The organism is Pseudomonas tremae (assembly GCF_023278125.1).
In the GTDB taxonomy this organism is placed as follows: domain Bacteria; phylum Pseudomonadota; class Gammaproteobacteria; order Pseudomonadales; family Pseudomonadaceae; genus Aquipseudomonas; species Aquipseudomonas tremae.
Map to the genome: position 1 here is coordinate 1572704 of NZ_CP066270.1, position 23818 is coordinate 1596521.

Here is a 23818-nt window from a genome sequence, read left to right on the forward strand (position 1 = left end):
ATCGCTCAACCCGCCGAGAGTCATGCCGCATCCTCAGGTGCAACAGCGATTTTTTTGAAATCGTCGAGCAGATCTGCAGGCAGCGACTCGTTGAGCGTCTGATAACCAGGCGCTGACCACCAGCCAGTGTCGTCGACCTTGCCCACCTGATACGTCTGACGCATGTTTTCCGCCAAGGCCTGTAGATCTGCCGGCATCACCTCATCAGGATCATGTCCAGGCAAAGGCATTCTGATTTTCCACAGATTGCCGCCTTCCATGAGCGCAAAGCATTGGCCCTTGGGCAGGCCGACGACATGCGCTGGCTCAATCATTGGCACGCTGACCTGCTGCACCTGGTCATGACTTGAGGATGTGAACGCGGTATTGCCCGTTGCACTGTCATTCGCCGAGCTGGCCGGGGTGGATGTGAAAACCTGAACCTTGGGCAACTGGTTTGTCAGCAGCTCAGCGGTGGACGTTTCGCGGACGCGCAGCATGAACACGTTGTTGAAGTTACCGATCACCTGGCCAGCCTTGGCCTTGTTGCCGATCTTCGCTTCGATATCGCTCATTGTCTGGGTGTAGGCAGTCACCTGCATGCCGGCACCGCCACCCTTGTTGATCATCGGAATGAATTCCTCACCCATCAGCTCGTTGAACTCATCGGCGTGGAGGTTGATAGGGACTTTGGTGCCAGGCACGCCGCCCGGTAGTCCGTCGTCGACGCCGAACTTGTAGATATGGCCTGCGACCGAGACCAGGTCGGAGAACATCGAGTTGCCGACGGCAGCGGCGACCTCCGTGTCTGACAAGGCGTCCAGGCCGATATAGACCACGGCCTTTTTGCGGACCACCTGCATCCAGTCGAAGATCGGTCGAGGATCGTTCACGTCCTGATAGTCAGGCGAGATTAGTTCCGCCATGCGGCCTGTGGTCAGCTTCTCAAGCAGCGGCAGCAGCGAAGCGACGATCTTGTCGAAATAAGTCTTGTCGTAACGGACCGCACTGCGCAGTCCATCCATCACCGGATCTGCCACCCGTGTCTGAGACAGGTATTGATCGATGGCCACCACGCGGAACGGCCGGCCCTTCATGTTGAACGGTACGTTCTTTTCGTTGAGCTTGCCCTCAATGGCGACGATCGCCTCCCAGGCCTTTGGATCGGATTCATCAAAGTATTTAGAGGCATACTCCTGGAAGATCCCTTCGATGTTGATCACGTGCTGCTGGATCTGCAGATAGTCAGGTCGACGGCCCAATGCGACAAGGGCCCTTGCGATGATGTTCACGAATCGCCAGGCGAATTCACGGAATGCTGCCGAGTTACCTTCGCCTGAGAGCTGGCCCGCGATCCGGGTGGCCACCTCCGAAATCCGCCCAAAACGCCCGACGGCGTTGTAGCGTGCCGAGTGATCGGGCCAGCCCAGGTGGAACACATAAAATTCGTTCAGGCGTCCGGCGCGTTTGGCTTCGAGATACATGCGCTTGAGCAAATCTGCATCGCCCTTCGGATCGAAGACGATGACGACCTCGTGCTGACCGTGCTTTTTCCGCCGGATGTCCTGAGTGATAAACAATTCAGCGAGGCGCGTTTTTCCGACACGCGTTGTGCCCAGAACAATTGAATGGCCTACTCGCTCACCCAAAGGGAGAGAGACGTTCTCCTCGTATGGCTCGATCCCGTGCAGCCTTGGCAAGCCGCCTACGGGTGGCAGAGGTCGCACAGGATTGATGGGCACGTCCCATGATGTTGCTCTGGCCAGAAGCCGGACAGGGTATGGAGCGAACTCAGCTCTCTCCTCAAAGCGACGCGCTGCGCGGAACAGTGAGGTGGCCTCAACGTAGCTGGCGTACTTCGGCAGGTAAGTGTCCATCAGCCGCTGGGTATGGCGCTGCTGCCAACGGAAGCCAAGACCGATGAAGAGACGTTGATTGCTCACCGGCACTTCTTTACTGGTCATCGTGTAATGAGGCAGTCGACGGATGTTTCGACGATAGCGCAGCACCTGCAAAGCTTGTTTCAGACGCACTAAGCCCAAAGCGAGAAAGCCCGCGGAGGTCACGATGCCGAACAGCGGAGTAAGCGCAAACGCCCAGGGAGCGAACACGCACAGGAATGCACCTGCAGCGCACACATATACGGTGTAGAGCTCAACGGCGGGCCTGAGCAGTGATTCGATGGCGTAATCGTGAGCCATAACCCGACCTCCTATTGCTCGATGGCGGTTGGGGTGATCAACACCGGATAGTGATTCAGACCGAGACGTTGAGAAAGCTCGTCACCAGATGCGGGGGACACGAGCGCGTCGGGCAACCAACTCCTGACTACGGCAAGTCGTTCTTGTGTGGCCACGTTGACCACCAGTCCTACGGCCTGCATCTGCTTGAGCACCGCACCGCGCTCTTGTAGCCATCCGCGTGATGTTTCATCGTCCCCGATCAGGAACAAAGGCTGCAGGCCTGGCGCGTTGATGATTCGGCCCTCAACTGTCCCTGGAGTCATTCGAGTGGTGAGTACCGGTAATCCCTGGGCTGGTACAGGATCCAGTTGTGAGCTCAGGTCATTTTGGACAGAAGAGGAGGGTTCGGGATTCAGAGATCGGTAGTAAGGCAACGCTGAGCCACCACCTTTGTCTTCAACCACGGTGAGCTCTGCAGCTTGGCAGATCATAAATGGCAGGCAGAGCGCTGCGCCGAGGATCACTGATCGGGTCATGGATTGGTCACCAGCATTTGAATGCCGGTTACCCGGCTGAGATGTTTGGCAAAGGCCTTGCGGTAATTGGCGGCTGGAGCGCCGCCGGCAGGCCGGTGATAGCGCCCGGCTACGGTGATCCAGTCACCGCCGAGCGCTCGCTGTTCAGCCAGGATCTGCGCGGTCACATCCAGGTTCTTGTAGGGGTTGAGCGAATCGCACGGATTACTGGAATGGAAACGGTGGCCGTTCCAGCCCATGTTCACCTGTCCCAGACCCACGTCTACACGCTTAGGGCCTGCCTGGACCAGGGCTATGAGCAGGGCAGTGCATGCATCCGCGCGAGTTGCAAAACGGTAACCCGCGCCGGCGACATTCAGTGTCCAAGGCCACGGCACAAGCTGACCACGCAACTTCGCCCCGCTTTCCTGCAGTGCCACTGAATAGAGCACTTCCGACGGAATACTCGCGGCTTGGGCAGCCAGCTGATAAGCCGGCGGCGGAAGCTCGGCTGCATGGCTTGTCAACGCGAAGCACAGCAGGGCAAGGCCTGCCCACGTCACTGACGCAGCCATTGCCCGTTCACCTCTCGCACAACGGCCGGTAACTCGCCACCCAAGCTCAGGCCAAGCCAACGTCCACCGTCATGGTTGAGGGTGATTTGTCGGGTTCTGACATTCGCAGGGTCGATCCCCGAGACAATCGCCCAGTTGCGAATTCGCTCGTCGTCGTTCTGGCTACCCACCATGTACACGTCAAACGGCTGCTTCTGAGCTTGAAGGGCCTTCACTCGTATCGAGCATTCCGGGCAGTCGTCCTTAACAAACACTGCCAATCGGCCGTTGCCCTGGTTAGCTGGGCTCGCGGCCGTCCCTTGGGGCGCAGAGCTGGCGATGGGCATCAGGTTCGGGTAGACGCGTTTGAAGGCATCGTCATAGGCGCGTTGATACGCTAATTCTTTTGCCGTGCGCTGCGCCTCGGCTTTGACCTGGAGCTCTGCATACCGCCGGCGCTCTTCATCATTGCGGGCTTCGATACCCAATGCTGTCAGCGGATCCAGCCCGGGGGAATACACACCTCGTGAACTCTGCATCAGCGTTTGATAGCGCTGCCATTCCTGAGGACTGAGGTTCCAGTCTCGTGCCAGGATCTCGTCGCTCGATTGCGACTGACTGTCCAGCAAGGCGCTCTGTTGCTCTCTACTGGTGGACTGTGCAGAGCTGTTTGTTGCAGCATTGGCCATACCAGCCGCTGTGATCAGGATGACTCCCGTCAGTGTGAACATTCGCAGGTTGTAAACGGTCATGTGAACCTCTAAGGGCGCAGGGGCAGAATGCGGGTTGAGCCGTTGATGCTGAACAGGGCGCGCGAGTCATCCAGGCTGTTGAGCTGCCAGTTGCTCCCCGCGACCATGTCGCCCGGGCGTATCAGGTTCAGTTGACTCAGCTGAGTGCTGCCAGGCGGGGCAACTGACAAGAAACGTTCGCCTCCGCGATACTCCACACCCACGACCGAAAACGGTGGAGGAGCCTCCTGGACTTTGGTTTGTGCTGTTGGTTTGCGGGAGGGGGGGGGAGTCTTTGGCTTGGCTGCCGTGATTTGAACAGATGCTGGTTTAGCCGCACGCAGGTCTTGGAGTTTCACCTGCAGCTCCTCGATCCGAGCCCCCATGACCACAACTTCTTCCATTGTGGCACCCTGCTGGGCAGCGTCCTTCGCCGCCTCCTGCACCTGCTTCAGGAGGGCTTGAACGGCATCGATGCGGTTGGACAAAGCCTGCTGGCCGGCTCTGAAATCATCGATGGTCACGGACTTCAACTGGCTGGCGGCATCGAGCCGGTCATCCACGCCATTGATGCGTTGGGTGATGGCGTTGACGGTTTCCAGGTTTGCAGCTGATTCAAAACCTGTTTTCAGGTGGAGAATCTGCCACTGCTGGTAGACCAGCATGCCGATCAGGACGATCAGGGCCAGGATTTGCAGTACGGTGGCGCGGGAAAGAGAAGGGCGCAGTGGCAGCTTCATGGAGGACCTCACTCAAGATGTGAGGCACGTTCTCAGAAGCCGCCGTTGCAAGCATCAGAAAACCATTATCTCGTTTGAAGGGGTTTCACGTACGACTACGATGTTCTATTGCGCGGGTGCACAGCAGGAACACAAATAAATTGAAAGCTCACCTCAGAGCACGAAAACCGTTGCACAGAAGCCAGACACGACGTGAGGCTCCTCACCAAATGCCTAGAGCTCCATCCTGATATCCCTGTTTTTGTGATTTTCTGGGCCGTGACCTCGATCACGGCTCCAAAAGGATATAGACTGGGCGGATTAGGAGAAATATTGACCATGCATCAAATTGACGCAGTTGACCTTTTCTGTGGTGCCGGCGGGCTCACTGCCGGATTGTTGAAAACCGGAATCAATGTCCGAGCTGGCTACGACATTGATCACAATTGCGAATACGCGTATCGGAAAAATAACGGGGCAGAATTCATCACTGAAAGCGTTGAGCTGACCAAAATTGAAGACATTGCAGCCTGGTACCGTCCTAAGCGCATAAAGCTGTTAGCTGGGTGCGCACCTTGCCAACCCTTTTCGACCTACAATCAAGGGCGAGATACCAGCACTGATCGAAAGTGGCCACTCCTATATTCATTCGAGAAGCTCATCAAAGGAGTAAATCCCGAGCTGGTCACAATGGAGAATGTGCCAGATGTGACGAAGCACAAGGTCTATCACGATTTTGTGAAGAGCCTAGAAGATGCTAATTATCATATCTGGTCAGGGACTATTCACTGCGTTGACTATGGGCTACCTCAGCAACGCAAACGTCATGTGTTGCTAGCTTCAAAGCTAGGCCCTATAACCATGATTCCGAAGACTCATCCTGAGCCTGTATCAGTAGCTCAGGCGATTGGTCATTTGCCTAAGTTGGCCGCTGGTGAAACTGATCCAGATGATCCTCTCCACAGAGCTGCTACTCTGAGCCCCGTTAATCTTCAGCGGATCATGCTATCTAAACCAGGCGGAACCTGGAAGGATTGGCCAGAGTATTTGAGGGCTGATTGCCACCGTAAGCCGAGTGGTAAAACCTACGCGAGCGTGTATGGGCGGATGCGGGGAGATAAGCCTGGGCCGACAATGACAACACTCTGTTACGGGTTCGGAAATGGCCGGTTTGGTCATTACGACAGCGAGCAGAACCGAGCAATTTCTCTGAGGGAGGCTGCGACACTCCAGGCATTTCCTGAGGATTATCAGTTCATGCCCTCTGATGAAATCACTTTCAAAGCCGTAGGCCGAATGATTGGAAATGCGGTGCCTGTTCGGTTGGGTGAGATTATTGGCCTGAGTATTCAACGGCACTTGGACGAGCTGAATCAAGAAAAAACTCCCTGCTGAGCCGTGTTTGTAACGCCATCATATCCTTGGTTTCACATTCCCAAACGATAAGAACACGCCATCCCATTTCATGGAGCTGAGTGGCTTTCCGTACGTCTCTTTCTACGTTGGCGGCGAATTTAGGCAACCAAAACTCTTGACGAGTTTTGGGAGTTGAGGCGTATCGGCAGCCTGGGTGCCTATGCCAAAAGCATCCATGAACGAAAACCACAGTCGCGTGTTTTCGCATGCTGATATCGGGGGTGCCAGGTAATCCCTTCACATGTAAACGAAATCGAATACCCATTTTGTGGAGCAGGTGTAGTGGTCAACTGATCCCGGACACGACGTTAAGTTTTTTCTCGTACTGAGCGGGTGCCAGTCCATTATTGAACTGGTGTGGCCGAACCCAGTTGTAGCGATGCATCAGATAATGACTGATATCCCGCTGTGCCTCTTGGGCCGTCATGTAGCCCACGGCGGGTATCCACTCGGTTTTCAAGCTGCGGAATACACGCTCCATCGGCGAGTTGTCGTAGCAATTACCTCGGCGACTCATGCTCTGGCGCATGCGGTATCGCCAAAGCCGCTGGCGAAACTGTCGGCTCCCATATTGGGAGCCCTGATCTGAGTGAAACAGCAGGCCCTGAGGCTTGCCGCGTTGCTCATAAGCCATGTCCAGCGCCTTGATGACCAAGTCCGTGTCCGGTTTGTTTGAAAACGCCCAGCCCACCACCCGACGCGCATAAAGATCCATAACCACCGCCAGGTAATGCCATTTTCCTTGCGCCCAGATGTAGGTGATGTCGCCACACCAAACCTGATTGGGCGCGGGTACATCGAACTGCCGATTCAAAATGTTCGGAATGTCAGGCCTCTCCACTGTTGCTTTTTTATAAGCATGAGAGCCAGGTTGCTTGCTGATTAATCCCAGTTCCCGCATCAGGCCACGTACCTTGAACCGGCCAATTTGCTCGCCATCTTCCTGCAATACCGAAACGATACTGCGGCTGCCAGCAGCGCTTCGACTTTGCCCGAACAGCTCATTGACTCGACTGAGTAAACGAACCCGCTCGGTGTCTGGAGCCCGACGCCGCTGGCAATGGTCGTAGTAGCACGAGCGAGGTGTCTCGAACATCTCGCACAGCAATTCGATCGGCTCATGGGCACCTAGCTGATCGATCAGCGCAAGCGCTCGTGTTCTTCCGACATCAAGAGCGCGGTAGCCTTTTTAAAATGGATTTCTCCCGCTCAAGACGAGCGATGCGCGCTTCCAGCTCCTGAATTTTCTGCTGCTCGGGCGTCAGGGCTTTGCTCTGAGGCGTCACGCCATTGCGCTCCTGCTGGAGCTGGCTAACCCAGCGACGCAGCGCAGACTCGACCACTCCAAGCGAGCGAGAAGCTTCGACATGGCTATAACCTTGATCGAGCACGAGGCCTGCGGCCTCACGTTTGAATTCAGCGGAGAAGGTACGGCGTTGCTTGGTCATCAGACACCTCTATATCTGGCGATATTCTCGCCTAAATGAGTGTCCGGAATCATTAGACCACTACAATACTCACATCAAATGCTAACGTGAGTGATGCTTAGGTTTGCGAAATCACTCGTCTAGAGTCTTCTTTAGATCCTGAAGATAGGCGCTTGTATCTAGCTCTGGCGCCTTAAGCTGACACTCCCATATTATTATCGTCCTCCAGCCTAGCTGCCTGAGAGCTAAGATTGACCTAGCATCTCTAGCAACGTTCTTGGAAAATTTTTCTGTCCAGAATTCGGGTCTTGTCTTAGGCATCGTTGCGTACCGACATCCCGGGTGCCGATGCCAAAAACATCCATGTACAAATATACAGGTCTTTAGTTTCGGCAGTACAATGTCGGGATTTCCAGGTAGGTCCTTCCGATGGAGCCGGAACCGAAAACCATGAGCATGAAGAAATTTTCTCACCAACAGTTCGGGACGAGTGTTCTTCCCCCTGATACCAGACATCATTCTCGATCGCGTTGCACTGTCCACGATGTCCATTACGCTCACCCCTTGGCAGACTTGACAAATGAAAAAAGTTGAACCTTTGCAGGTTGTGGACCTTTTTGCTGGTCCTGGCGGCCTTGGCGAAGGCTTTTCTTCCTTAAATAATGGAAGAAGCTTTGAGGTATTAGTCTCCGCAGAGATGGATCCGTTCGCAAGAAATACGCTTAGACTGAGGGCTTTTTACCGCGCTTTGAAAAAACAAAATCCGGATGCTTTAAAAGACTATTATAGATTTTGTGAAACAAACAGCGCTGTCCAACCATGGACGGGAGATAGTTACGAGCAGTGGAAGTATGCTGACGGCGAAGCGCGTCAAATAAAATTGGGCAGCATTGACGGAAATGCAGAACTTGATGCAATACTCGAGGAAAAGTTAGATACTAGCAAGCCATGGGTTTTAATTGGTGGGCCTCCATGCCAAGCTTATTCTCTTGTGGGGCGTGCACGAAATAAAGGAAACTCTGAATATAAAGCTGAGGACGATAGTCGCCATTTTTTATATAGAGAATATTTGAGAATAATTCAAAGTAAAAAACCTGCCGTATTTGTGATGGAGAATGTAAAAGGTATTCTCTCGTCAAAAATAGCAGGAGAACAAATATTTCCTCAGATACTGAAAGATTTGTCAGACCCTGACTCTGCTTTAGGTATTAAAACTGATAGCGGCTCTAAATATAAGATTTTTTCATTAGCTTCCGATGATGTATATGAGTCGGGGATGAATACTGATGATATTAATCTAAGCAGTTTTATTGTTCGTTCAGAAAATTATGGAATTCCCCAGAGCCGACATCGAGTAATATTGGTTGGTGTTTCTGACGACTATGTAAGTGGGCTGGACAACCTTAAGCTATTACCAGCTAAAGGTGCCACTGTAAGTGAGATGATTGGTACTTTACCACCACTTCGTAGTATCTTATCTAGAGGGAAAGATACTGCCGATGTTTGGTGCGGTGACATTTTAACGCATCTAGATGGCCTATATAAAGATTTAACTGCATCGGGAAAGCGTGATCTCTCACTTGAAATAGAGTTGAAAATTGTAAGGGAGGCATTTTCAGGTGGGCGACTTAATAAAGGTGGTTTACGGGTAAAGAAAGATAAATTTTGGGATGGTAGTATAAAAGATAGTGGTTTAAATGAGTGGTATCTGGATTCTCAGTTGGGAGTTTGGTTAAATCATGAAGCCCGTGGGCATATGAGCGCAGATTTAAAGCGTTATGTATATGCCGCAACATATGCTCAGGCGCATAACATATCGCCAAAAGGTCATCATCAATTCGATTTGCCGGGTTTAGCACCTTTGCACAAAAATTGGGAGACTGGAAAGTTTAGTGACCGCTTTAGGGTTCAGGTGAAAAACCAAACCTCATCCACAATCACCAGTCATATTTCCAAAGACGGCCACTATTTTATTCATTATGATCCTAATCAATGCCGGAGCCTGACAGTTAGAGAGGCTGCCCGTCTTCAAACCTTCCCAGACAATTACTTTTTTCTGGGCAACCGTACTCAGCAGTACCACCAAGTCGGTAACGCCGTACCCCCTCTTCTAGCAAGAAAAATTGCCACCGTAATTGAGCGCATTATCGCTCAGAAAAGCACTGCCGCGGGTAGATAAGCTTTAAGGACGAATATGAGCTTGCGCTCCCTCTTATTTTATGAGATGAATGCTGGCGAAAGGGTGGCTCTTGACATCAGGTGCAAAACGCCTTTGGTTTGTGGGGCGAGGCACGCGGATAATGTACATGAGGACATGGAATGTTGAATAAAAGCGGTTCTACTAACAGTGCATTGTATTTGGTGTACGGGTTATGAGAGAGATTGATAACCCGCCTAATGCAGCATCACTTCTCGAATCCATGCGGTCTATTGGCTATACATTGGAATCTGCTTTAGCAGATCTGATAGATAACAGTATTTCAGCGCAAGCTAAAACTATAAATATTGAATTTAGGCCATATGACGATCCTTATGTAGCCCTGATCGACGATGGCATTGGAATGTCTTCCGACGTCCTTCACAATGCCATGAGACATGGAAGCGCGAGCCCTATCTATGAGCGAAAGTCTGATGACATGGGGCGGTACGGGCTGGGTCTTAAGACTTCATCCCTGTCTCAATGCAGGCGTCTGACTGTAGTTTCAAAGTATGAAGGGTGCGTGAGTGCATTTTGTTGGGATCTAGACGTTGTAATCGATAAGGGTACTTGGATAATGCTGGCCCTTGACCCCGCGGATTATGAAGTTCTTCCGCATTACAATGATCTAAGAAAAAAAGATTCTGGTACAGTCGTACTTTGGCAAAAGCTAGATAATTTGGTTGTAGGAGAAAAATCTGTTGAGTCTGCCTTAGGCGAAAAAATGCTATATGTGCGAGACCATCTCTCTTTGGTGTTTCACAGGTTTATTTCAAGCTATCAAACGAAACAGCGTCTGAGCGTTTTTTTGAATGGCGCGCCCTTACAGGCGATAGATCCTTTCTGGGCCGATCATAAAGCAACTCAGATATTGGATGAAGATAACTTTACAGTTTCGGGTCAAAGGGTTTCGGTAAAGCCTTATATATTACCGCACGTTAATAAAATGTCTTCTTCGGAAGTGCTTCATGCTGGGGGAGCTGAAGGAATAAAAGCGCAGCAGGGCTTTTATATTTACCGTAATAAAAGACTTATTATCTGGGGTACCTGGTTTCGACTGGCGAAAAAGATGAGCTGAGTAAGCTGGCTCGGGTCAGAGTCGATATCCCAAATTCATTAGATTATCTGTGGACTCTGGATATAAAAAAATCCGCCGCGCATCCTCCTGAAGCGGTAAGGATTAATCTGAAGAGAACAGTAGAAAGAATCAGAGAGGCCAGTGGTAGAACAATTAAATTTAAGGGCAGGAAGGTTGAAGGCTCAAAGACGTCTCCCGTCTGGCATGAGGTTATTGCTAGAAGAGGAGTGCGTTACGATATAAATCGTGAGTATCCAATGATTGTTGAATATAGGAAGGGTTTGGAAAAATCTAATGTTCCATTATTTGATTTGTTGTTGAGTGTGATTGAAAATTCGTTTCCAGCGGAAGCTTTGTATTCACAAATGGCAGGAGATATTCGCTCTGGATTTAACGATGACGAATCGATGGAGCGATTGAGAGAGCTAGTTGGAAATCTTTTTTCCCAACTTCCTAAAAATTCGGATGCACGTTTTAGGTTGTTGTCGACGTTGCATTTGCTTGAGCCATTCAGTTTACATCCAGGTTTAACTAAAGATATTATAAAGGAATATGAAATATGAGCAGTGATGCCAGATATCAGTTGTCACCTAATGGTCGCAGATTAGAGTTGGGTGTTATTACCGCATTAACAGTTGATGGTATTCCCACTGAGCTTGAGATTCTTGAGCTTGCGACCTGCTTGAGAGCGATACCGATATACGCAGTTTCAGATTCCGAATTCGAAAATGTTATAAAAAGATTACATGTTGCTTTGACTCTGGATATGGGCTTAGGCAGCTATGTGTATGATGAGCATAACCCTTGGCTACGTGCGCGAAAGGCTGACATTGATCCTTTCTATTGGGAGCGTTACCAAACTGATCTGCTCAAGCAGGGGTGGGGGCCAAAAGTTGTCAGCTCTTTAGATAAGGTTACTGATGAAATACTGGACTTATTAGGTAACCCCAAAGAATCTGTTGGTTGGCCTCGTCGGGGTCTTGTAATGGGCGATGTTCAGTCCGGTAAAACTTCAAACTATACTGGACTGATTTGTAAGGCTGCGGATGCCGGGTACAAGCTGGTTATTTTGCTTACTGGAACTTTGGAAAGTCTAAGGAGACAGACTCAAGAACGGCTTGACTCAGGTTTTGTGGGCTTGGACAGTTCTGGTGTTGTAAATAATCGAAAGCGTCATCGTAAAGAAATTGGTGTTGGGCTTATCGATGCTGCTAGGTCCGCAGGCGTTTTTACGTCTACAGTCGGGGATTTCAAGGCCGCTACTGTAAATCAATTAGGTTTTAAGCTTAAAGACTATAAAGAGCCTGTTCTTCTTGTGGTTAAAAAAAATAGGAGAATATTGGAAAATCTTGCTGACTGGCTAGTCACTTTTAATGCTAGTGGATCTGGCAGTATAGATTTGCCACTTTTGCTTATAGATGATGAGGCCGATAACGCATCTATTAATACTAACCCTAAAAAAGCTACTGCAATTAACTCGGGTATTAGGGGGTTGCTTAAAGTTTTTCCGCGCTCCAGTTACGTAGGCTTTACTGCAACTCCTTTTGCTAATGTCTTCATAAATCCAGATACTACAACCGAAATGGAAGGCGATGATCTCTTTCCACGAGACTTCATATATGCATTAGATGCTCCATCCAACTATGTTGGCGCACATCTGATATTTGGTGAGGATGCAGATTTGAAGTGTGTTGAGCCTATTTACGATGCGGAAGATTATTTTCCAAAGGGGATGTCTTCTGATAGCATCGTCGATGCAGTCCCTGACAGTATGCTTGAGGCGGTATCGTGTTTTTTTATAATAAACACGATTATGGACCTTCGTTCTGTAACGTCTAAGCATAGATCAATGTTAGTAAATGTTAGTCACTTTACATTTGTTCAGAACCAAATTAGAGATATTTTGGATCATGAAGTTAGATTGATGCAGTCTGACATAAGAAACTATGCTTCGCTTTCGACAACAGAAGCATTACGAAATAACTCTATTCGAAAGTTATACGCTTGTTACAATAAGTTCTACAGCACTCTAAGTATACCTTGGGCTAAAATTCAAGCCGGATTGGCTGCAGCTAATTTGCCTATACAGGTTGTAGCAGTCAATCAGAAAAGTGGTCCTGCAAGCTTGGATTACTCATCTTATAAAGAGGATGGACTAAGGGTGGTTGCGGTAGGTGGGAATAGTCTTGCTAGGGGGTTGACTCTTGAAGGACTTTGTATCAGTTACTTCTTCCGTGGTACGCAGATGTATGATGCTCTGCTCCAGATGGGTAGATGGTTCGGGTATAGAACAGGCTACGAAGACCTATTTAAGATATGGATGTCCGATGAAACCTTCGATTTTTACTCTCATATATCTCAAGCTACTGATGAGCTGAGAGGAGAGGTCAGACGCATGCAGGTTTCTCGACTTAAACCAATAGATTTTGGACTGAAAGTCAGATCCCATCCTGAGTCGCTACTGATCACTGCAAAAAACAAGATGCGGTACACTGATGAAATCGTACAGACAATATCTATTTCTCAAGAGAGTTTAGAGTCGCCTAGGCTGCTAAAAGACCCTGCAATTATTATTGGCAATTATAAAGCTGCGCAAAGTTTTGTCCTAGAAGTTATGGGTAGTAATGTACAGGAAGAGAAAAAGTTTCCGATTTGGTACGGGGTTTCAAAAGCGCTTATAGTTAAATTTTTGAGAGCGTTTGTAAATCATCCTTTAAGCGTAAAATTGCAAACCTCGAGTTTAGCTGATTTTATTGAAAAGTCTGAAGATGATAAGCTTAAAAAATGGGATGTCGCAATCCCTAGTGGAGAAGCTGATAGTTATAATTTTGTCCCTGGACTCAGTGTAAAGCCAAGGCGGCGCAATATAACTGAAGATGAATCTATCCGTGCTTTGTTAATTAATGGTAGTAAATTACGAGTCGGTTCTGCTGCTGATGAAAAAATAGGATTAACTTCGTCAGAGATTAAAAGTGTAGAGGCTTTGTTTCGTTCGGACTCCAAGAATAAATCAAAGACTGTTCCAGGCAGTAAGTATACTGCGGTTCGCCAAAGACCGTTATTGCTTCTCCATCTTATACAGTCAAAAGACACCGATAATAGCGCCGCATCTTTTACTCCTCAAGGATGCGACGCACTGGTAGCGATCGGTCTCAGTTTCCCCGAACTAGATATTGCAAGTCATCGAATTGCTTATAGGATCAATCTTATTGAGCTGAGAAATATACTTTCAGGTGATACCTCTAGCATTGAGTCGGATGATGAGGATGACCAAGACGATGAATAACTCAGTGTTTATTTGGAGTTCAACTTCGTCGGATTCTTCGGGGGGATTAGGCACCGGCTTCAGTAGAATAGATGCTTCACACTTACTGAGCTTCTATCTTGGTTTCGACAAGGATGGTAGACACACTCTACTTCTTATCTGCACTAATCGGCCGGATTTTCAGAGCGACTTAAAGCTGGTGCGAGTAAAGTGTGTGGCACGCGATGACGGTCGCTGGTCCTTGTTGTTGATACTTGAAGAGATTGCTCTACTTGAAATATTTTCTTTGTTATGTAGCGATTTAATAGAGTCATCACGTGATATTTCGGATGCAGAGGAAGCGTTAGCGTTTGTCTTTCAGAGATTAGCTAGTTGGCGGTTGCTTTTCGAAAGAGGCAATTTAGGTCTTTTGTCGGAGTCGGAAGTCAGAGGTTTATGCGGCGAACTATTACATTTATACAATTTAAATGAAAACTATGGCTGTAGTTTGTCTGTATCGAGTTGGGTTGGGCCTTACTTGGCTGATCAGGACTTTCAGATGGACACTATCGCATGGGAAGTAAAAACTGTGCGGCCAAGTGTTTCTGATATATTGATTTCGTCGGAGCGACAACTCGACTCATCAGTACGAGAAGTAGTGCTGGTTGTTTATGAAATAGCTAACTGTTCCGCTATCTCTGTGGGTACCTTTACATTGAATTCTTTAGTCAAAAAGCTTAGGGCATCAATCAACGCCTCCTATGATTCCAGAGTTGTATTTGATAAAGCACTATTCAGAGCAGGATATATAGAGCGTTCAGAGTATGATGAAATAAACCTTGTTGTAAGAGGGGTTTCTAGTTATAGCGTAGGTCTAGGATTTCCTTGTATCACTAAGACGATGCTGCCAAATGGCATTAGTGAAACAAAGTATAAGCTGGATATGTCGCTGTGCGAGACTTTCAAAGTATCTGACGCCTGAGTTGGAGGGTAGATAATGGAGTTGGAAGGATTTCATCGAGAGTTTATCGAAACAGTTAGGGCCAGAGCTGAGTCAACGAAAGATTTTATTCGTGCAGTGTTTGTTGAAGAGTGCGGTGATCGCCTTATAGATGCTGAAGAGTTTTTTTCTTTCGAGAGTTGCCGTTTTGAAGGTGTAGGCGCCAAAAAGAAAAGGCTACGTGTAGATGGCTACTATTACGATGATGCTGATAGTTCTCTGACGTTAATGGTGGCCGAGTTTTTTAATGATGACGAAATGGGAACGTTCATTGCTCAAGACGTAAAACGTGCTTTTGAGCAACTTCGCTCCTATTTAGAGGAGGCTCTTAGTGGAGCTTTAACTGACGGATCAGTTGATGAGAGTAATCCTGGATACGGTCTGGCTTGTGACTTGATGGATTGGCATTCAAAGATTACAAAATATAAATTTTATTTTGTTACTGATAGGGTTTCAAAAAGTAGACAAAAGGATTGGTTTGAAGAGGAAGTTAAAGATGTTCCTGTGGAGCTGCATATCTGGGACATAGCTCGTTTTCATTCTGCATATGTGTCCGCTACTGGACGCGATGAGCTTTTTGTAGATTTTTGTACCGCCGATAGCCTTGGCCTGCCATTTTTAGCCGCAGTCCAATCCGGCGACGAGTATGATGCTTATCTGTGTATGATATCTGGAGATTCTTTGGCGGATATATATGATAAGTACGGAAGTAGATTGTTGGAAGGTAATGTTCGGACTTTTCTAAGCACCAAAGGTAAAGTGAATTCTGCTATACAAAATACTATACGTCATCGTCCGGAAATGTTTTTTGCTTTCAATAATGGAATAGCAGCTACTGCTGAAAACGTCGTAATCCAAGAGACCCCAGCGGGATTGCGTATAACAAATGTTACTAATCTACAGATTGTTAATGGTGGGCAAACTACCGCTTCGCTAGCCTATGCAAAGCGTGGATCTCCAGGAAAGAAGGATTTTGCTGATCTTTCTCAAGTAATGGTCCAAATGAAGTTGTCAATTCTCTCTCCCGAGCGGGTTGGTATGCTCACGCCGGAAATCGCTAGATATGCTAACAGTCAGAATAAGGTAAGTGACGCTGACTTTTTTTCAAATCACCCCTATCACATTCGACTGGAGGAGTTTTCTCGCCGTATTTTTACTTCCCCTATCGGTGGGGCTCAGCATGGCACGCACTGGTTCTATGAACGTGCACGTGGACAGTATGCGAATGAGCAAGCTAAGCTTACGGCTGCCCAAAAAAATCAGTTTCTTATTCAAAATCCCAAATCGCAGTTATTTAATAAAACTGACGTGGCCAAATATGAAAATAGTTGGCGAGAAATGCCTCATAAAGTAAGTATGGGAGCTCAAAAGAACTTCATGCTTTTTGCAGATATTATTTCTAAGCTCTGGGCTAATGATGGAAAGATCTACAATGAAGATTATTTTCGCTCGCTTGTTGCGCTAGCTATAATTTTTAAAAGGTTAGAAGCACTTGTAAGCCAGCAACCTTGGTATCAAGGAGGGTACAGAGCTAACATTGTGACCTACACAGTTGCCAAACTACATAATATGATATCCGAACAAGCGTTAGGGAAACAGTTGGATCTTCGTGCTATTTGGGATCTGCAATGTGTTCCAGATTGGCTTGTCAGTCAGCTCGTAGTAGTTGCTAAAGGTGTCTTTGAAGTTTTAACTGATTCTGAACGACCTAAAGATAACGTGACTGAGTGGGCTAAAACGCAAGCCTGTTGGGAGCAGGTGAAACTGCTTAATATACCTTTTAAAAACGACTTCTATGAAAGGCTCGTCGATGTGAGCTCGGTGGTTGATGAAGGTAAGAAGTCCAGAAAAACTCAAAAAGCCGATGATGGAATTGAAATTCAGATTCAGGTCACTAGTGTGCCTGGTGCGGAGTGGAATCGCATGCTTAATTGGGGGGGAAAGCATAACCATTTAACGCCTAAACAACACAGTCTTTTAATGATAGCTTCTCAGATACCTAAAAAGTTACCCACTGAGAAGCAATGTATCGAGATATGGAAAATTCGTGGATGCGATGATCAATGAAGGATTTATTGCTATGTGAGTTTTTGTCGCGGTAAAGATTATAAGATGTTTTGACCTAAGGCTTTATTTGAGTCCTTTAAGTTCTTGTTATTATTCTGATTTATATAGAAAAAAAAGGCCAAGAAACATTCACTTCTTGGCCTTTCTAATTCAAATCTTAGCCCATCAATCCCAGCTCAACGCCCCACCCGTCTGATACTCAATAACCCGAGTCTCAAAGAAATTCTTCTCTTTCTTCAAGTCCATAATCTCGCTCATCCAAGGAAACGGATTCGTCGTCCCTGGGTACTCTTCCTTCAAGCCAATCTGGCTCAGACGACGGTTAGCGATGAATTTCAGGTAATCCTCCATCATCGCCGCATTCATCCCCAGCACGCCGCGGGGCATGGTGTCGCGGGCGTATTCGATTTCCAGCTGGGTGCCTTGCAGGATCATCTGCGTGGCTTCTTCTTTCATTTCGGCATCCCACAGGTGCGGGTTTTCGATTTTGATCTGGTTGATCACGTCGATGCCGAAGTTCAGGTGCATGGACTCGTCGCGCAGGATGTACTGGAACTGCTCGGCGACGCCGGTCATCTTGTTGCGGCGGCCCATGGAGAGGATCTGGGTGAAGCCGCAATAGAAGAAGATGCCTTCCAGTACGCAGTAGTAGGCGATCAGGTTGCGCAGCAGTTCTTTGTCGGTGTCGACGGTGCCGGTTTCGAACTTCGGATCGGAGATCGAACGGGTGTATTTCAGGCCCCAGGCTGCTTTTTTAGCGACCGACGGGATCTCGTGGTACATGTTGAAGATCTCGCCTTCATCCATGGCCAGCGATTCGATGCAGTACTGATAGGCGTGGGTGTGGATCGCTTCTTCGAAGGCCTGGCGCAGGATGTACTGGCGGCACTCCGGGTTGGTGATCAGGCGGTACACGGCCAGTACCAGGTTGTTGGCAACCAGTGAGTCAGCGGTGGAGAAGAAGCCCAGGTTACGCATGACGATGCGGCGCTCGTCGTCGGTCAGGCCTTCCGGGTCTTTCCAGAGGGCGATGTCGGCGGTCATGTTGACTTCTTGCGGCATCCAGTGGTTTGCGCAACCGTCCAGGTACTTCTGCCAGGCCCAGTCGTACTTGAAAGGCACGAGCTGGTTGAGGTCGGCGCGGCAGTTGATCATCATTTTTTCGTCAACGGCGACGCGGGCGCTGGCGCCTTCGAGTTCGGCGAGGCCTTCAGCTACGTCCAGTGCGTCCAGCGCTTTCTTGGCGCGAATCAGGGCAGCGGAGTCGGCGGAGGTCACGGCGCGGGCCTCTTGAGCCGCGAGACCGCCGGCGCTGTCGAGGCGGTCCATGTTGGCTTCGTTGGCGTGACCGGCGTTGGTCGCTTTGGCGACTACTTCGCCGTCTTCTTTGTCGAATTCGTCCCAGCTCAGCATGGTGATGAAACTCCTGCTTAGGGGTCGCCTTGGCGCCCGTGATTAGATTTCAAGATGTGGTGCGCCGACGTCACGTGGGAGACGAAGGCACTGGAATATGGGAATTACCTGATTACTGATGTTGCGATTGACCGGCTATTGGGTGGTCGGTCGTTCGCTCGATTTGCTGCCGTGGCAACGCCCGACAGGCGAGCAAAGCGGATGGTCTGGATTGCTTTGAGGTGAGCCAGCTTTGCGTGTGCAAATGGTCATTTGAGTACCCTGAAGCGAGCGCGGGATTATACAGATTTTGCCCGGCACTTGGTTATCCATGAGTAATTTTCGGCGAGAGGTTCACGCTTTTTCTTACCCGTTTCAGCATGGGATCAGGTGGGGCTAAAACACTGGGGGAAATTCAGTTGAATCCCTTATCTAGTGTTTTTTACATTTAGAAACGCAGGATATAGTGTCGATTACATTTCGGCAACCGGATCGTTTGTCGCACCTTAGTGCGGTTTTTTTGACTTTTTTTGGCTTCATCGTTTTCGGTAATGCGTTCACGCTACGGCAACCGGGCGCTTGCGAGTGGATGGCATTTTGAAGGGGGCGATTTGCAGTCTGTTGTCGCTGAATTTCACGCTGTTGAAAAAAATCTGATTCGACGAGCGGTGCAGGTTTTCGGGGCAGATTTAGGCAATGAAGCCGCCTCTGCGTGCGTCGGCTGTTTCATCGCGCTTGGTATTAACTGATTGCGCAGCTGAATTCGGATCTCGGCTAGCGAGCGGATCAGCTCAACAGGGGTGTTATGGCGAAGATGTGACGCAGAGCGTCACGAAAGGCATTCCCCACGTGGAGCGTTGGAACGATCATTACGGTTGTCTGAACAGCGTTTTCCTTCACACAGCAAAAAGCCCCTTTACAGGGGCTTTTTGCATATTGCCGTCAGGTGCTTGAACGCTAGACCTTACTGGCAAGCCTCACAATCCGGCTCGTCAATTGCGCAAGCTTTTGGCACTGGGGCTGGGCCGGCGGGTGCTGCTTCGGTTGGGCGCGGGGCGGTGATCGCCGAGTCGTCCGGGCCGTGGCCGCCGCTCGATACTGCGTTGAGCTTGCCGGTGTTGACGGTGGATTTCTCGGTGCTGGTCGCGGCCAGGGCACGGAGGTAGTAAGTGGTTTTCAGACCACGGTACCAGGCCATGCGGTAGGTCACGTCCAGCTTCTTGCCAGAGGCGCCAGCGATGTACAGGTTCAGCGACTGAGCCTGGTCGATCCACTTCTGACGACGGCTTGCTGCGTCGACGATCCACTTGGTGTCCACTTCGAAGGCAGTCGCGTAGAGCTCTTTGAGTTCCTGCGGGATGCGCTCGATCTGTTGTACCGAACCGTCGTAGTACTTCAGGTCGTTGATCATGACCGAGTCCCACAGGTCGCGGGCCTTGAGGTCGCGAACCAGGTAGGGGTTGATCACGGTGAATTCGCCCGACAGGTTCGATTTCACATAGAGGTTCTGGTAGGTCGGTTCGATCGACTGCGACACGCCGGTGATGTTGGCGATGGTGGCGGTCGGTGCGATGGCCATGATGTTCGAGTTACGGATACCTTTCTGTACGCGGGCACGAACCGGTGCCCAGTCGAGGGTTTCCTTCAGGTCGACGCTGATGTACTTCTCGCCACGCTGCTCGATCAGGATCTGTTGCGAATCCAGCGGCAGGATGCCTTTGGACCACAGCGAACCCTGGAACGTCTCGTAGGCACCGCGCTCGTCGGCCAGGTCGCAGGACGCCTGAATGGCGTAGTAGCTGACCGCTTCCATCGAGCTGTCGGCGAACTGCACGGCAGCATCGGAACCGTACGGAATGTGTTGCAGGTACAGCGCGTCCTGGAAGCCCATGATGCCCAGGCCGACCGGACGGTGGCGCAGGTTGGAGTTCTTGGCCTGCGGCACGGAGTAGTAGTTGATGTCGATAACGTTATCGAGCATGCGCACGGCTACATCGACGGTGCGCTTGAGCTTGTCGGTGTCCAGCTTGCCGTTGACGATGTGGTTCGGCAGGTTGATCGAGCCCAGGTTGCAGACCGCGATCTCGTCCTTGTTGGTGTTCAGGGTTATCTCGGTGCACAGGTTCGAGCTGTGAACCACGCCCACGTGCTGCTGCGGGCTGCGCAGGTTGCACGGGTCTTTGAAGGTCAGCCAAGGGTGGCCGGTTTCGAACAGCATCGAAAGCATCTTGCGCCAAAGATCCTTGGCCTGGATGGTCTTGAACAGTTTGACCTTGCCTGGGTATTCGGTCAGCGCTTCGTAGTACTCGTAACGCTCCTGGAAGGCCTTGCCGGTCAGGTCGTGCAGGTCCGGTACTTCGGAAGGCGAGAACAGGGTCCACGGGCCGTCATCGAAGACGCGCTTCATGAACAGGTCAGGGATCCAGTTGGCGGTGTTCATGTCGTGGGTACGACGACGGTCATCGCCGGTATTCTTGCGCAGCTCGATGAACTCTTCGATGTCCATGTGCCAGGTTTCCAGGTAGGCACAGACAGCGCCCTTGCGCTTGCCGCCCTGGTTGACCGCAACAGCGGTGTCGTTGACCACTTTCAGGAACGGCACGACGCCTTGCGATTTGCCGTTGGTGCCCTTGATGTACGAGCCCAGCGCACGAACCGGCGTCCAGTCGTTGCCCAGGCCGCCTGCGAATTTGGACAGCATGGCGTTGTCGTGGATCGCGTGGTAGATGCCCGACAGGTCATCCGGCACGGTGGTCAGGTAGCAGCTGGACAGCTGTGGACGCAGGGTACCGGCGTTGAACAGCGTCGGGGTCGAAGACATGTAGTCGAACGACGACAGCAGGTTGTAGAACTCGATGGCGCGGTCTTCACGGGCTTTCTCTTCGATCGCCAGGCCCATGGCCACACGCATGAAGAAGATCTGTGGCAGTTCGAAACGCACGCCATCCTTGTGGATGAAGTAACGGTCGTACAGGGTTTGCAGGCCCAGGTAGGTGAACTGCTGGTCGCGCTCGTGGTTGATCGCCTTGCCGAGCTTTTCGAGGTCGAATTCAGCCAGCACAGGGTTGAGCAGTTCGAACTTGATTCCGGTAGCAACGTAGGCAGGCAGCGCCTTGGCGTACAGGTCGGCCATTTCGTGGTGGGTGGCGCTGTCCGCGACGCCGAGGAAACCCAGGCCTTCGGCGCGCAGGGTGTCCATCAGCAGGCGGGCGGTGACGAACGAGTAGTTCGGTTCGCGCTCGACCAGGGTACGGGCGGTCATGACCAGTGCGGTGTTGACGTCTTTCAGCGCAACGCCGTCATACAGGTTTTTCAGGGTTTCGGTCTGGATCAGGTTGGCGTCGACTTCAGCCAGGCCTTCGCACGCTTCGGTGACGATGGTGTTCAGGCGACCCATGTCCAGCGGCGCAAAGCTGCCGTCGGCGAGGGTGATGCGGATGGAAGGGTGAGCCTGGACTTGCTCGTCGGGGGCGCGAACGGCACGCTCCTTGGCGCGCGAATCACGATAGATGACGTAGTCGCGAGCCACTTTCTGCTCGCCGGCGCGCATCAGTGCCAGTTCGACTTGATCCTGGATTTCTTCGATGTGGATGGTGCCGCCCGAAGGCATGCGACGCTTGAACGTAGCGCTGACCTGTTCGGTCAGGCGGGCAACGGTGTCATGGATGCGCGACGAGGCGGCAGCATTGCCGCCTTCAACTGCAAGAAACGCCTTGGTGATGGCAACGGTGATCTTGTCATCCGTGTAAGGGACGACAGTGCCGTTACGCTTGATCACGCGCAGTTGACCGGGAGCAGTGGCCGACAGGTCCTGTGGGGCCTGGCTTGCCTGCGGAGCGCCGGTCGGCGAGTTCTCGCGAGTTGTGTCTGTTTGCATGTGTGACTCCACGTTCCTTTAAGTTTGTTCGGGCATTGCTGCCCACCGTTTCGTTCCGAGCAGTAAGTCGCAAAGGGCGACTCAAGGGCTCCAAAACGAAGGCGGAAGCGGAATCTGTGACCGCTACCAGGTTTTGAAGCCAAAAAGGACCGGGCCAGGCCCGATCCTTTGAAAATCTGATGAAGAATGCGTGTTCGATGTTGCAAACCGTGTACAGCGTGGCTTTGCTCCCCGCGCGAACGAACGCGTAACGAAAACGACTTTGATTTCAACCCCGCAAACGCAAGAAAAGTGCTTGAGTTTCTCGATTGAGTTGTGCTGGGTTTTTTGCAGGAAACCCTACATGTAGGGTGTCCCTCGCCGTCGGGCTACAAGATAATGCGTTTTGGACATGAATTGCAACGCACGGCCTGTGGATAAAGTGTGTGTAGTTTGTGTATGAAACGCTGGTCATGCGTGTAGGCCGCAGAACTACTGGATCGTGACCGTTTGTCACCGAATTTGTAGGCACTGGCCGCGCATTGAAGATTTTTTGAGGGCGCGAACCCTATCACAAAAAAACCTCTGAAAAGGGCCATCTGGCATGTCGTGTGCTAAGCGGTGTGATATTGCAGACGCTTGCTACACTCGCCTGCGACCGAGCGCCGCAGCCGTGCCTTGGAACACCACCCGCTTCAAAAACAACAAGGGGAGATTCTTTTGCAGCCACACACATGGCACGTCCTGATCGTCGAAGATGACCAGCGACTCGCCGAGCTGACCTGTGATTATTTGCAGAACAACGGCCTGCGCGTGAGCATAGAAGGCAATGGCGCGCTGGCAGCGGCGCGGATTATTGCCGAGCAGCCTGATCTGGTGATCCTCGACCTGATGCTGCCGGGCGAAGACGGTTTCAGCATCTGCCGCAGCGTGCGTGACCGTTATGACGCGCCGATCCTGATGCTCACTGCGCGCACCGATGACACTGACCATGTTCAGGGGCTGGACACCGGTGCCGACGATTTTGTCTGCAAACCGGTCCACCCCCGCGTGCTGCTGGCGCGCATTCATGCCTTGCTGCGTCGCAGTGAAGCGCCGCAAGTGCCGGCCGCCGAGCTTCGCCGTCTGGTGTTCGGGCCGCTGGTGGTGGACAACGCGTTGCGCGAGGCCTGGCTGCGCGAACAGAGCATCGAGCTGACCGGTGCCGAATTCGATCTGTTGTGGCTGCTGGTAGCCAATGCCGGGCGCACGCTGTCCCGCGAAGAAATCTTCACGGCGCTGCGGGGCGTGGGTTATGACGGGCAGGATCGCTCCATCGACGTGCGTATTTCGCGTATCCGCCCGAAAATCGGCGACGATCCCATCCATCCGCGTCTGATCAAGACCGTGCGCAGCAAGGGCTACCTGTTTGTGCCCGAAGCGGCGCAGGACATGAGCGGCCACGTGTTCAGCGGCTGACC

Annotated in this window: 19 protein-coding genes; 9 read left to right on the forward strand and 10 right to left on the reverse strand. The window is 50.8% G+C overall.

Annotation, left to right across the window (positions count from 1 at the left end; translation table 11 throughout):
* Positions 1-20 precede the first annotated feature (20 nt).
* From traD to I9H09_RS07275, 5 genes are read right to left on the reverse strand one after another with little or no spacing between them, the layout of a single operon-like run.
* Positions 21-2180: a type IV conjugative transfer system coupling protein TraD gene (gene traD / locus I9H09_RS07255; RefSeq protein ID WP_024690746.1), complete on the reverse strand. Its 2160-nt coding sequence runs from the start codon at positions 2178-2180 to the stop codon at positions 21-23.
* A gap of 11 nt (positions 2181-2191) precedes the next feature.
* Complete coding sequence (locus tag I9H09_RS07260; protein WP_236502573.1) at positions 2192-2698, reverse strand: integrating conjugative element protein; 507 nt, start codon at positions 2696-2698, stop codon at positions 2192-2194.
* The gene (locus I9H09_RS07265; RefSeq protein WP_003425094.1) at positions 2695-3252 is read right to left on the reverse strand and encodes a lysozyme family protein; all 558 of its coding nucleotides are present in this window, start codon (positions 3250-3252) and stop codon (positions 2695-2697) included. The genes I9H09_RS07260 and I9H09_RS07265 overlap by 4 nt, the downstream gene beginning before the upstream one ends.
* Positions 3237-3983, reverse strand: a complete 747-nt coding sequence (locus I9H09_RS07270) for a TIGR03759 family integrating conjugative element protein (RefSeq protein WP_003317507.1) — start codon at positions 3981-3983, stop codon at positions 3237-3239. The genes I9H09_RS07265 and I9H09_RS07270 overlap by 16 nt, the downstream gene beginning before the upstream one ends.
* Positions 3984-3991: 8 nt before the next feature.
* The gene (locus tag I9H09_RS07275) at positions 3992-4702 is read right to left on the reverse strand and encodes a hypothetical protein (protein WP_236502572.1); all 711 of its coding nucleotides are present in this window, start codon (positions 4700-4702) and stop codon (positions 3992-3994) included.
* A 318-nt stretch (positions 4703-5020) separates the two neighbouring features.
* Between I9H09_RS07275 and I9H09_RS07280 the strand changes: the two genes are divergently transcribed.
* A complete protein-coding gene (locus I9H09_RS07280) occupies positions 5021-6076 on the forward strand; it encodes a DNA cytosine methyltransferase (RefSeq protein WP_236502571.1) in 1056 nt (351 codons plus the stop codon).
* Here I9H09_RS07280 and I9H09_RS07285 read toward each other — a convergent pair.
* The 3 genes from I9H09_RS07285 to I9H09_RS07295 form a co-directional block, all read right to left on the reverse strand.
* Complete coding sequence (locus I9H09_RS07285; protein ID WP_413469786.1) at positions 6015-6362, reverse strand: very short patch repair endonuclease; 348 nt, start codon at positions 6360-6362, stop codon at positions 6015-6017. The two genes, I9H09_RS07280 and I9H09_RS07285, sit on opposite strands and share 62 nt — an antisense overlap.
* A gap of 21 nt (positions 6363-6383) precedes the next feature.
* Positions 6384-7545, reverse strand: a protein-coding gene (locus I9H09_RS07290) for an IS3 family transposase (protein ID WP_248943741.1) whose coding sequence is annotated in 2 segments (ribosomal slippage) — positions 6384-7287 and positions 7286-7545 — 1164 coding nt in all. Because the reading frame shifts where the segments join, the coding sequence is not laid out codon by codon here.
* 111 nt (positions 7546-7656) lie between these two features.
* A complete protein-coding gene (locus I9H09_RS07295) occupies positions 7657-8076 on the reverse strand; it encodes a very short patch repair endonuclease (protein WP_024669936.1) in 420 nt (139 codons plus the stop codon).
* A 28-nt stretch (positions 8077-8104) separates the two neighbouring features.
* Here I9H09_RS07295 and I9H09_RS07300 point away from each other — a divergent pair, with 28 nt between their 5' ends.
* The 6 genes from I9H09_RS07300 to I9H09_RS07325 all read left to right on the forward strand — a co-directional run bounded on the left by I9H09_RS07300 (position 8105) and on the right by I9H09_RS07325 (position 17110).
* On the forward strand, positions 8105-9703 hold the full coding sequence (locus I9H09_RS07300; protein WP_081002940.1) for a DNA cytosine methyltransferase: 1599 nt from the start codon (positions 8105-8107) through the stop codon (positions 9701-9703).
* A 193-nt stretch (positions 9704-9896) separates the two neighbouring features.
* Positions 9897-10799, forward strand: coding sequence for an ATP-binding protein (locus I9H09_RS07305; RefSeq protein ID WP_248972599.1), 903 nt, complete (start codon positions 9897-9899; stop codon positions 10797-10799).
* A gap of 227 nt (positions 10800-11026) precedes the next feature.
* On the forward strand, positions 11027-11362 hold the full coding sequence (locus I9H09_RS07310; RefSeq protein ID WP_248972600.1) for a hypothetical protein: 336 nt from the start codon (positions 11027-11029) through the stop codon (positions 11360-11362).
* Positions 11359-14085 carry a Z1 domain-containing protein gene (locus tag I9H09_RS07315; RefSeq protein ID WP_236502625.1) on the forward strand — a complete coding sequence of 909 codons (2727 nt, stop codon included), beginning with the start codon at positions 11359-11361 and terminating at the stop codon, positions 14083-14085. Before I9H09_RS07310 ends, I9H09_RS07315 begins: the two co-directional genes overlap by 4 nt.
* Positions 14066-15025: a PD-(D/E)XK motif protein gene (locus I9H09_RS07320; RefSeq protein ID WP_158491079.1), complete on the forward strand. Its 960-nt coding sequence runs from the start codon at positions 14066-14068 to the stop codon at positions 15023-15025. The genes I9H09_RS07315 and I9H09_RS07320 overlap by 20 nt, the downstream gene beginning before the upstream one ends.
* Positions 15026-15040: 15 nt before the next feature.
* Positions 15041-17110 (forward strand): AIPR family protein, encoded by a 2070-nt coding sequence (locus I9H09_RS07325; protein ID WP_248972601.1) that lies wholly within the window; start codon positions 15041-15043, stop codon positions 17108-17110.
* A gap of 165 nt (positions 17111-17275) precedes the next feature.
* Here I9H09_RS07325 and I9H09_RS07330 read toward each other — a convergent pair whose 3' ends face one another.
* Entirely contained in the window at positions 17276-18523 is a 1248-nt protein-coding gene (locus tag I9H09_RS07330; protein WP_122346676.1) for a ribonucleotide-diphosphate reductase subunit beta, read from the reverse strand.
* Between the two features lie 530 nt (positions 18524-19053).
* Between I9H09_RS07330 and I9H09_RS07335 the strand changes: the two genes are divergently transcribed.
* Positions 19054-19251 (forward strand): hypothetical protein, encoded by a 198-nt coding sequence (locus tag I9H09_RS07335; protein WP_147458928.1) that lies wholly within the window; start codon positions 19054-19056, stop codon positions 19249-19251.
* Between the two features lie 215 nt (positions 19252-19466).
* On the opposite strand, the gene I9H09_RS07340 is transcribed toward I9H09_RS07335, so the two are convergent.
* The gene (locus tag I9H09_RS07340; protein ID WP_122346715.1) at positions 19467-22379 is read right to left on the reverse strand and encodes a ribonucleoside-diphosphate reductase subunit alpha; all 2913 of its coding nucleotides are present in this window, start codon (positions 22377-22379) and stop codon (positions 19467-19469) included.
* A gap of 693 nt (positions 22380-23072) precedes the next feature.
* On the opposite strand from I9H09_RS07340, the gene I9H09_RS07345 reads away from it, so the two are divergent.
* Complete coding sequence (locus I9H09_RS07345; protein WP_122346719.1) at positions 23073-23816, forward strand: response regulator; 744 nt, start codon at positions 23073-23075, stop codon at positions 23814-23816.
* Positions 23817-23818: the final 2 nt, after the last annotated feature.

Excerpts from the sequence above, each read along its gene's own strand:
- traD (WP_024690746.1), bottom strand. The coding sequence starts at position 2,180 with ATGGCTCACGATTACGCCATCGAATCACTGCTCAGGCCCGCCGTTGAG.
- I9H09_RS07260 (WP_236502573.1), bottom strand. The coding sequence starts at position 2,698 with ATGACCCGATCAGTGATCCTCGGCGCAGCGCTCTGCCTGCCATTTATG.
- I9H09_RS07265 (WP_003425094.1), bottom strand. The coding sequence starts at position 3,252 with ATGGCTGCGTCAGTGACGTGGGCAGGCCTTGCCCTGCTGTGCTTCGCG.
- I9H09_RS07270 (WP_003317507.1), bottom strand. The coding sequence starts at position 3,983 with ATGACCGTTTACAACCTGCGAATGTTCACACTGACGGGAGTCATCCTG.
- I9H09_RS07275 (WP_236502572.1), bottom strand. The coding sequence starts at position 4,702 with ATGAAGCTGCCACTGCGCCCTTCTCTTTCCCGCGCCACCGTACTGCAA.
- I9H09_RS07280 (WP_236502571.1), top strand. The coding sequence starts at position 5,021 with ATGCATCAAATTGACGCAGTTGACCTTTTCTGTGGTGCCGGCGGGCTC.
- I9H09_RS07285 (WP_413469786.1), bottom strand. The coding sequence starts at position 6,362 with ATGGGTATTCGATTTCGTTTACATGTGAAGGGATTACCTGGCACCCCC.
- I9H09_RS07295 (WP_024669936.1), bottom strand. The coding sequence starts at position 8,076 with ATGGACATCGTGGACAGTGCAACGCGATCGAGAATGATGTCTGGTATC.
- I9H09_RS07300 (WP_081002940.1), top strand. The coding sequence starts at position 8,105 with ATGAAAAAAGTTGAACCTTTGCAGGTTGTGGACCTTTTTGCTGGTCCT.
- I9H09_RS07305 (WP_248972599.1), top strand. The coding sequence starts at position 9,897 with ATGAGAGAGATTGATAACCCGCCTAATGCAGCATCACTTCTCGAATCC.
- I9H09_RS07315 (WP_236502625.1), top strand. The coding sequence starts at position 11,359 with ATGAGCAGTGATGCCAGATATCAGTTGTCACCTAATGGTCGCAGATTA.
- I9H09_RS07320 (WP_158491079.1), top strand. The coding sequence starts at position 14,066 with ATGACCAAGACGATGAATAACTCAGTGTTTATTTGGAGTTCAACTTCG.
- I9H09_RS07325 (WP_248972601.1), top strand. The coding sequence starts at position 15,041 with ATGGAGTTGGAAGGATTTCATCGAGAGTTTATCGAAACAGTTAGGGCC.
- I9H09_RS07330 (WP_122346676.1), bottom strand. The coding sequence starts at position 18,523 with ATGCTGAGCTGGGACGAATTCGACAAAGAAGACGGCGAAGTAGTCGCC.
- I9H09_RS07335 (WP_147458928.1), top strand. The coding sequence starts at position 19,054 with ATGCGTTCACGCTACGGCAACCGGGCGCTTGCGAGTGGATGGCATTTT.
- I9H09_RS07340 (WP_122346715.1), bottom strand. The coding sequence starts at position 22,379 with ATGCAAACAGACACAACTCGCGAGAACTCGCCGACCGGCGCTCCGCAG.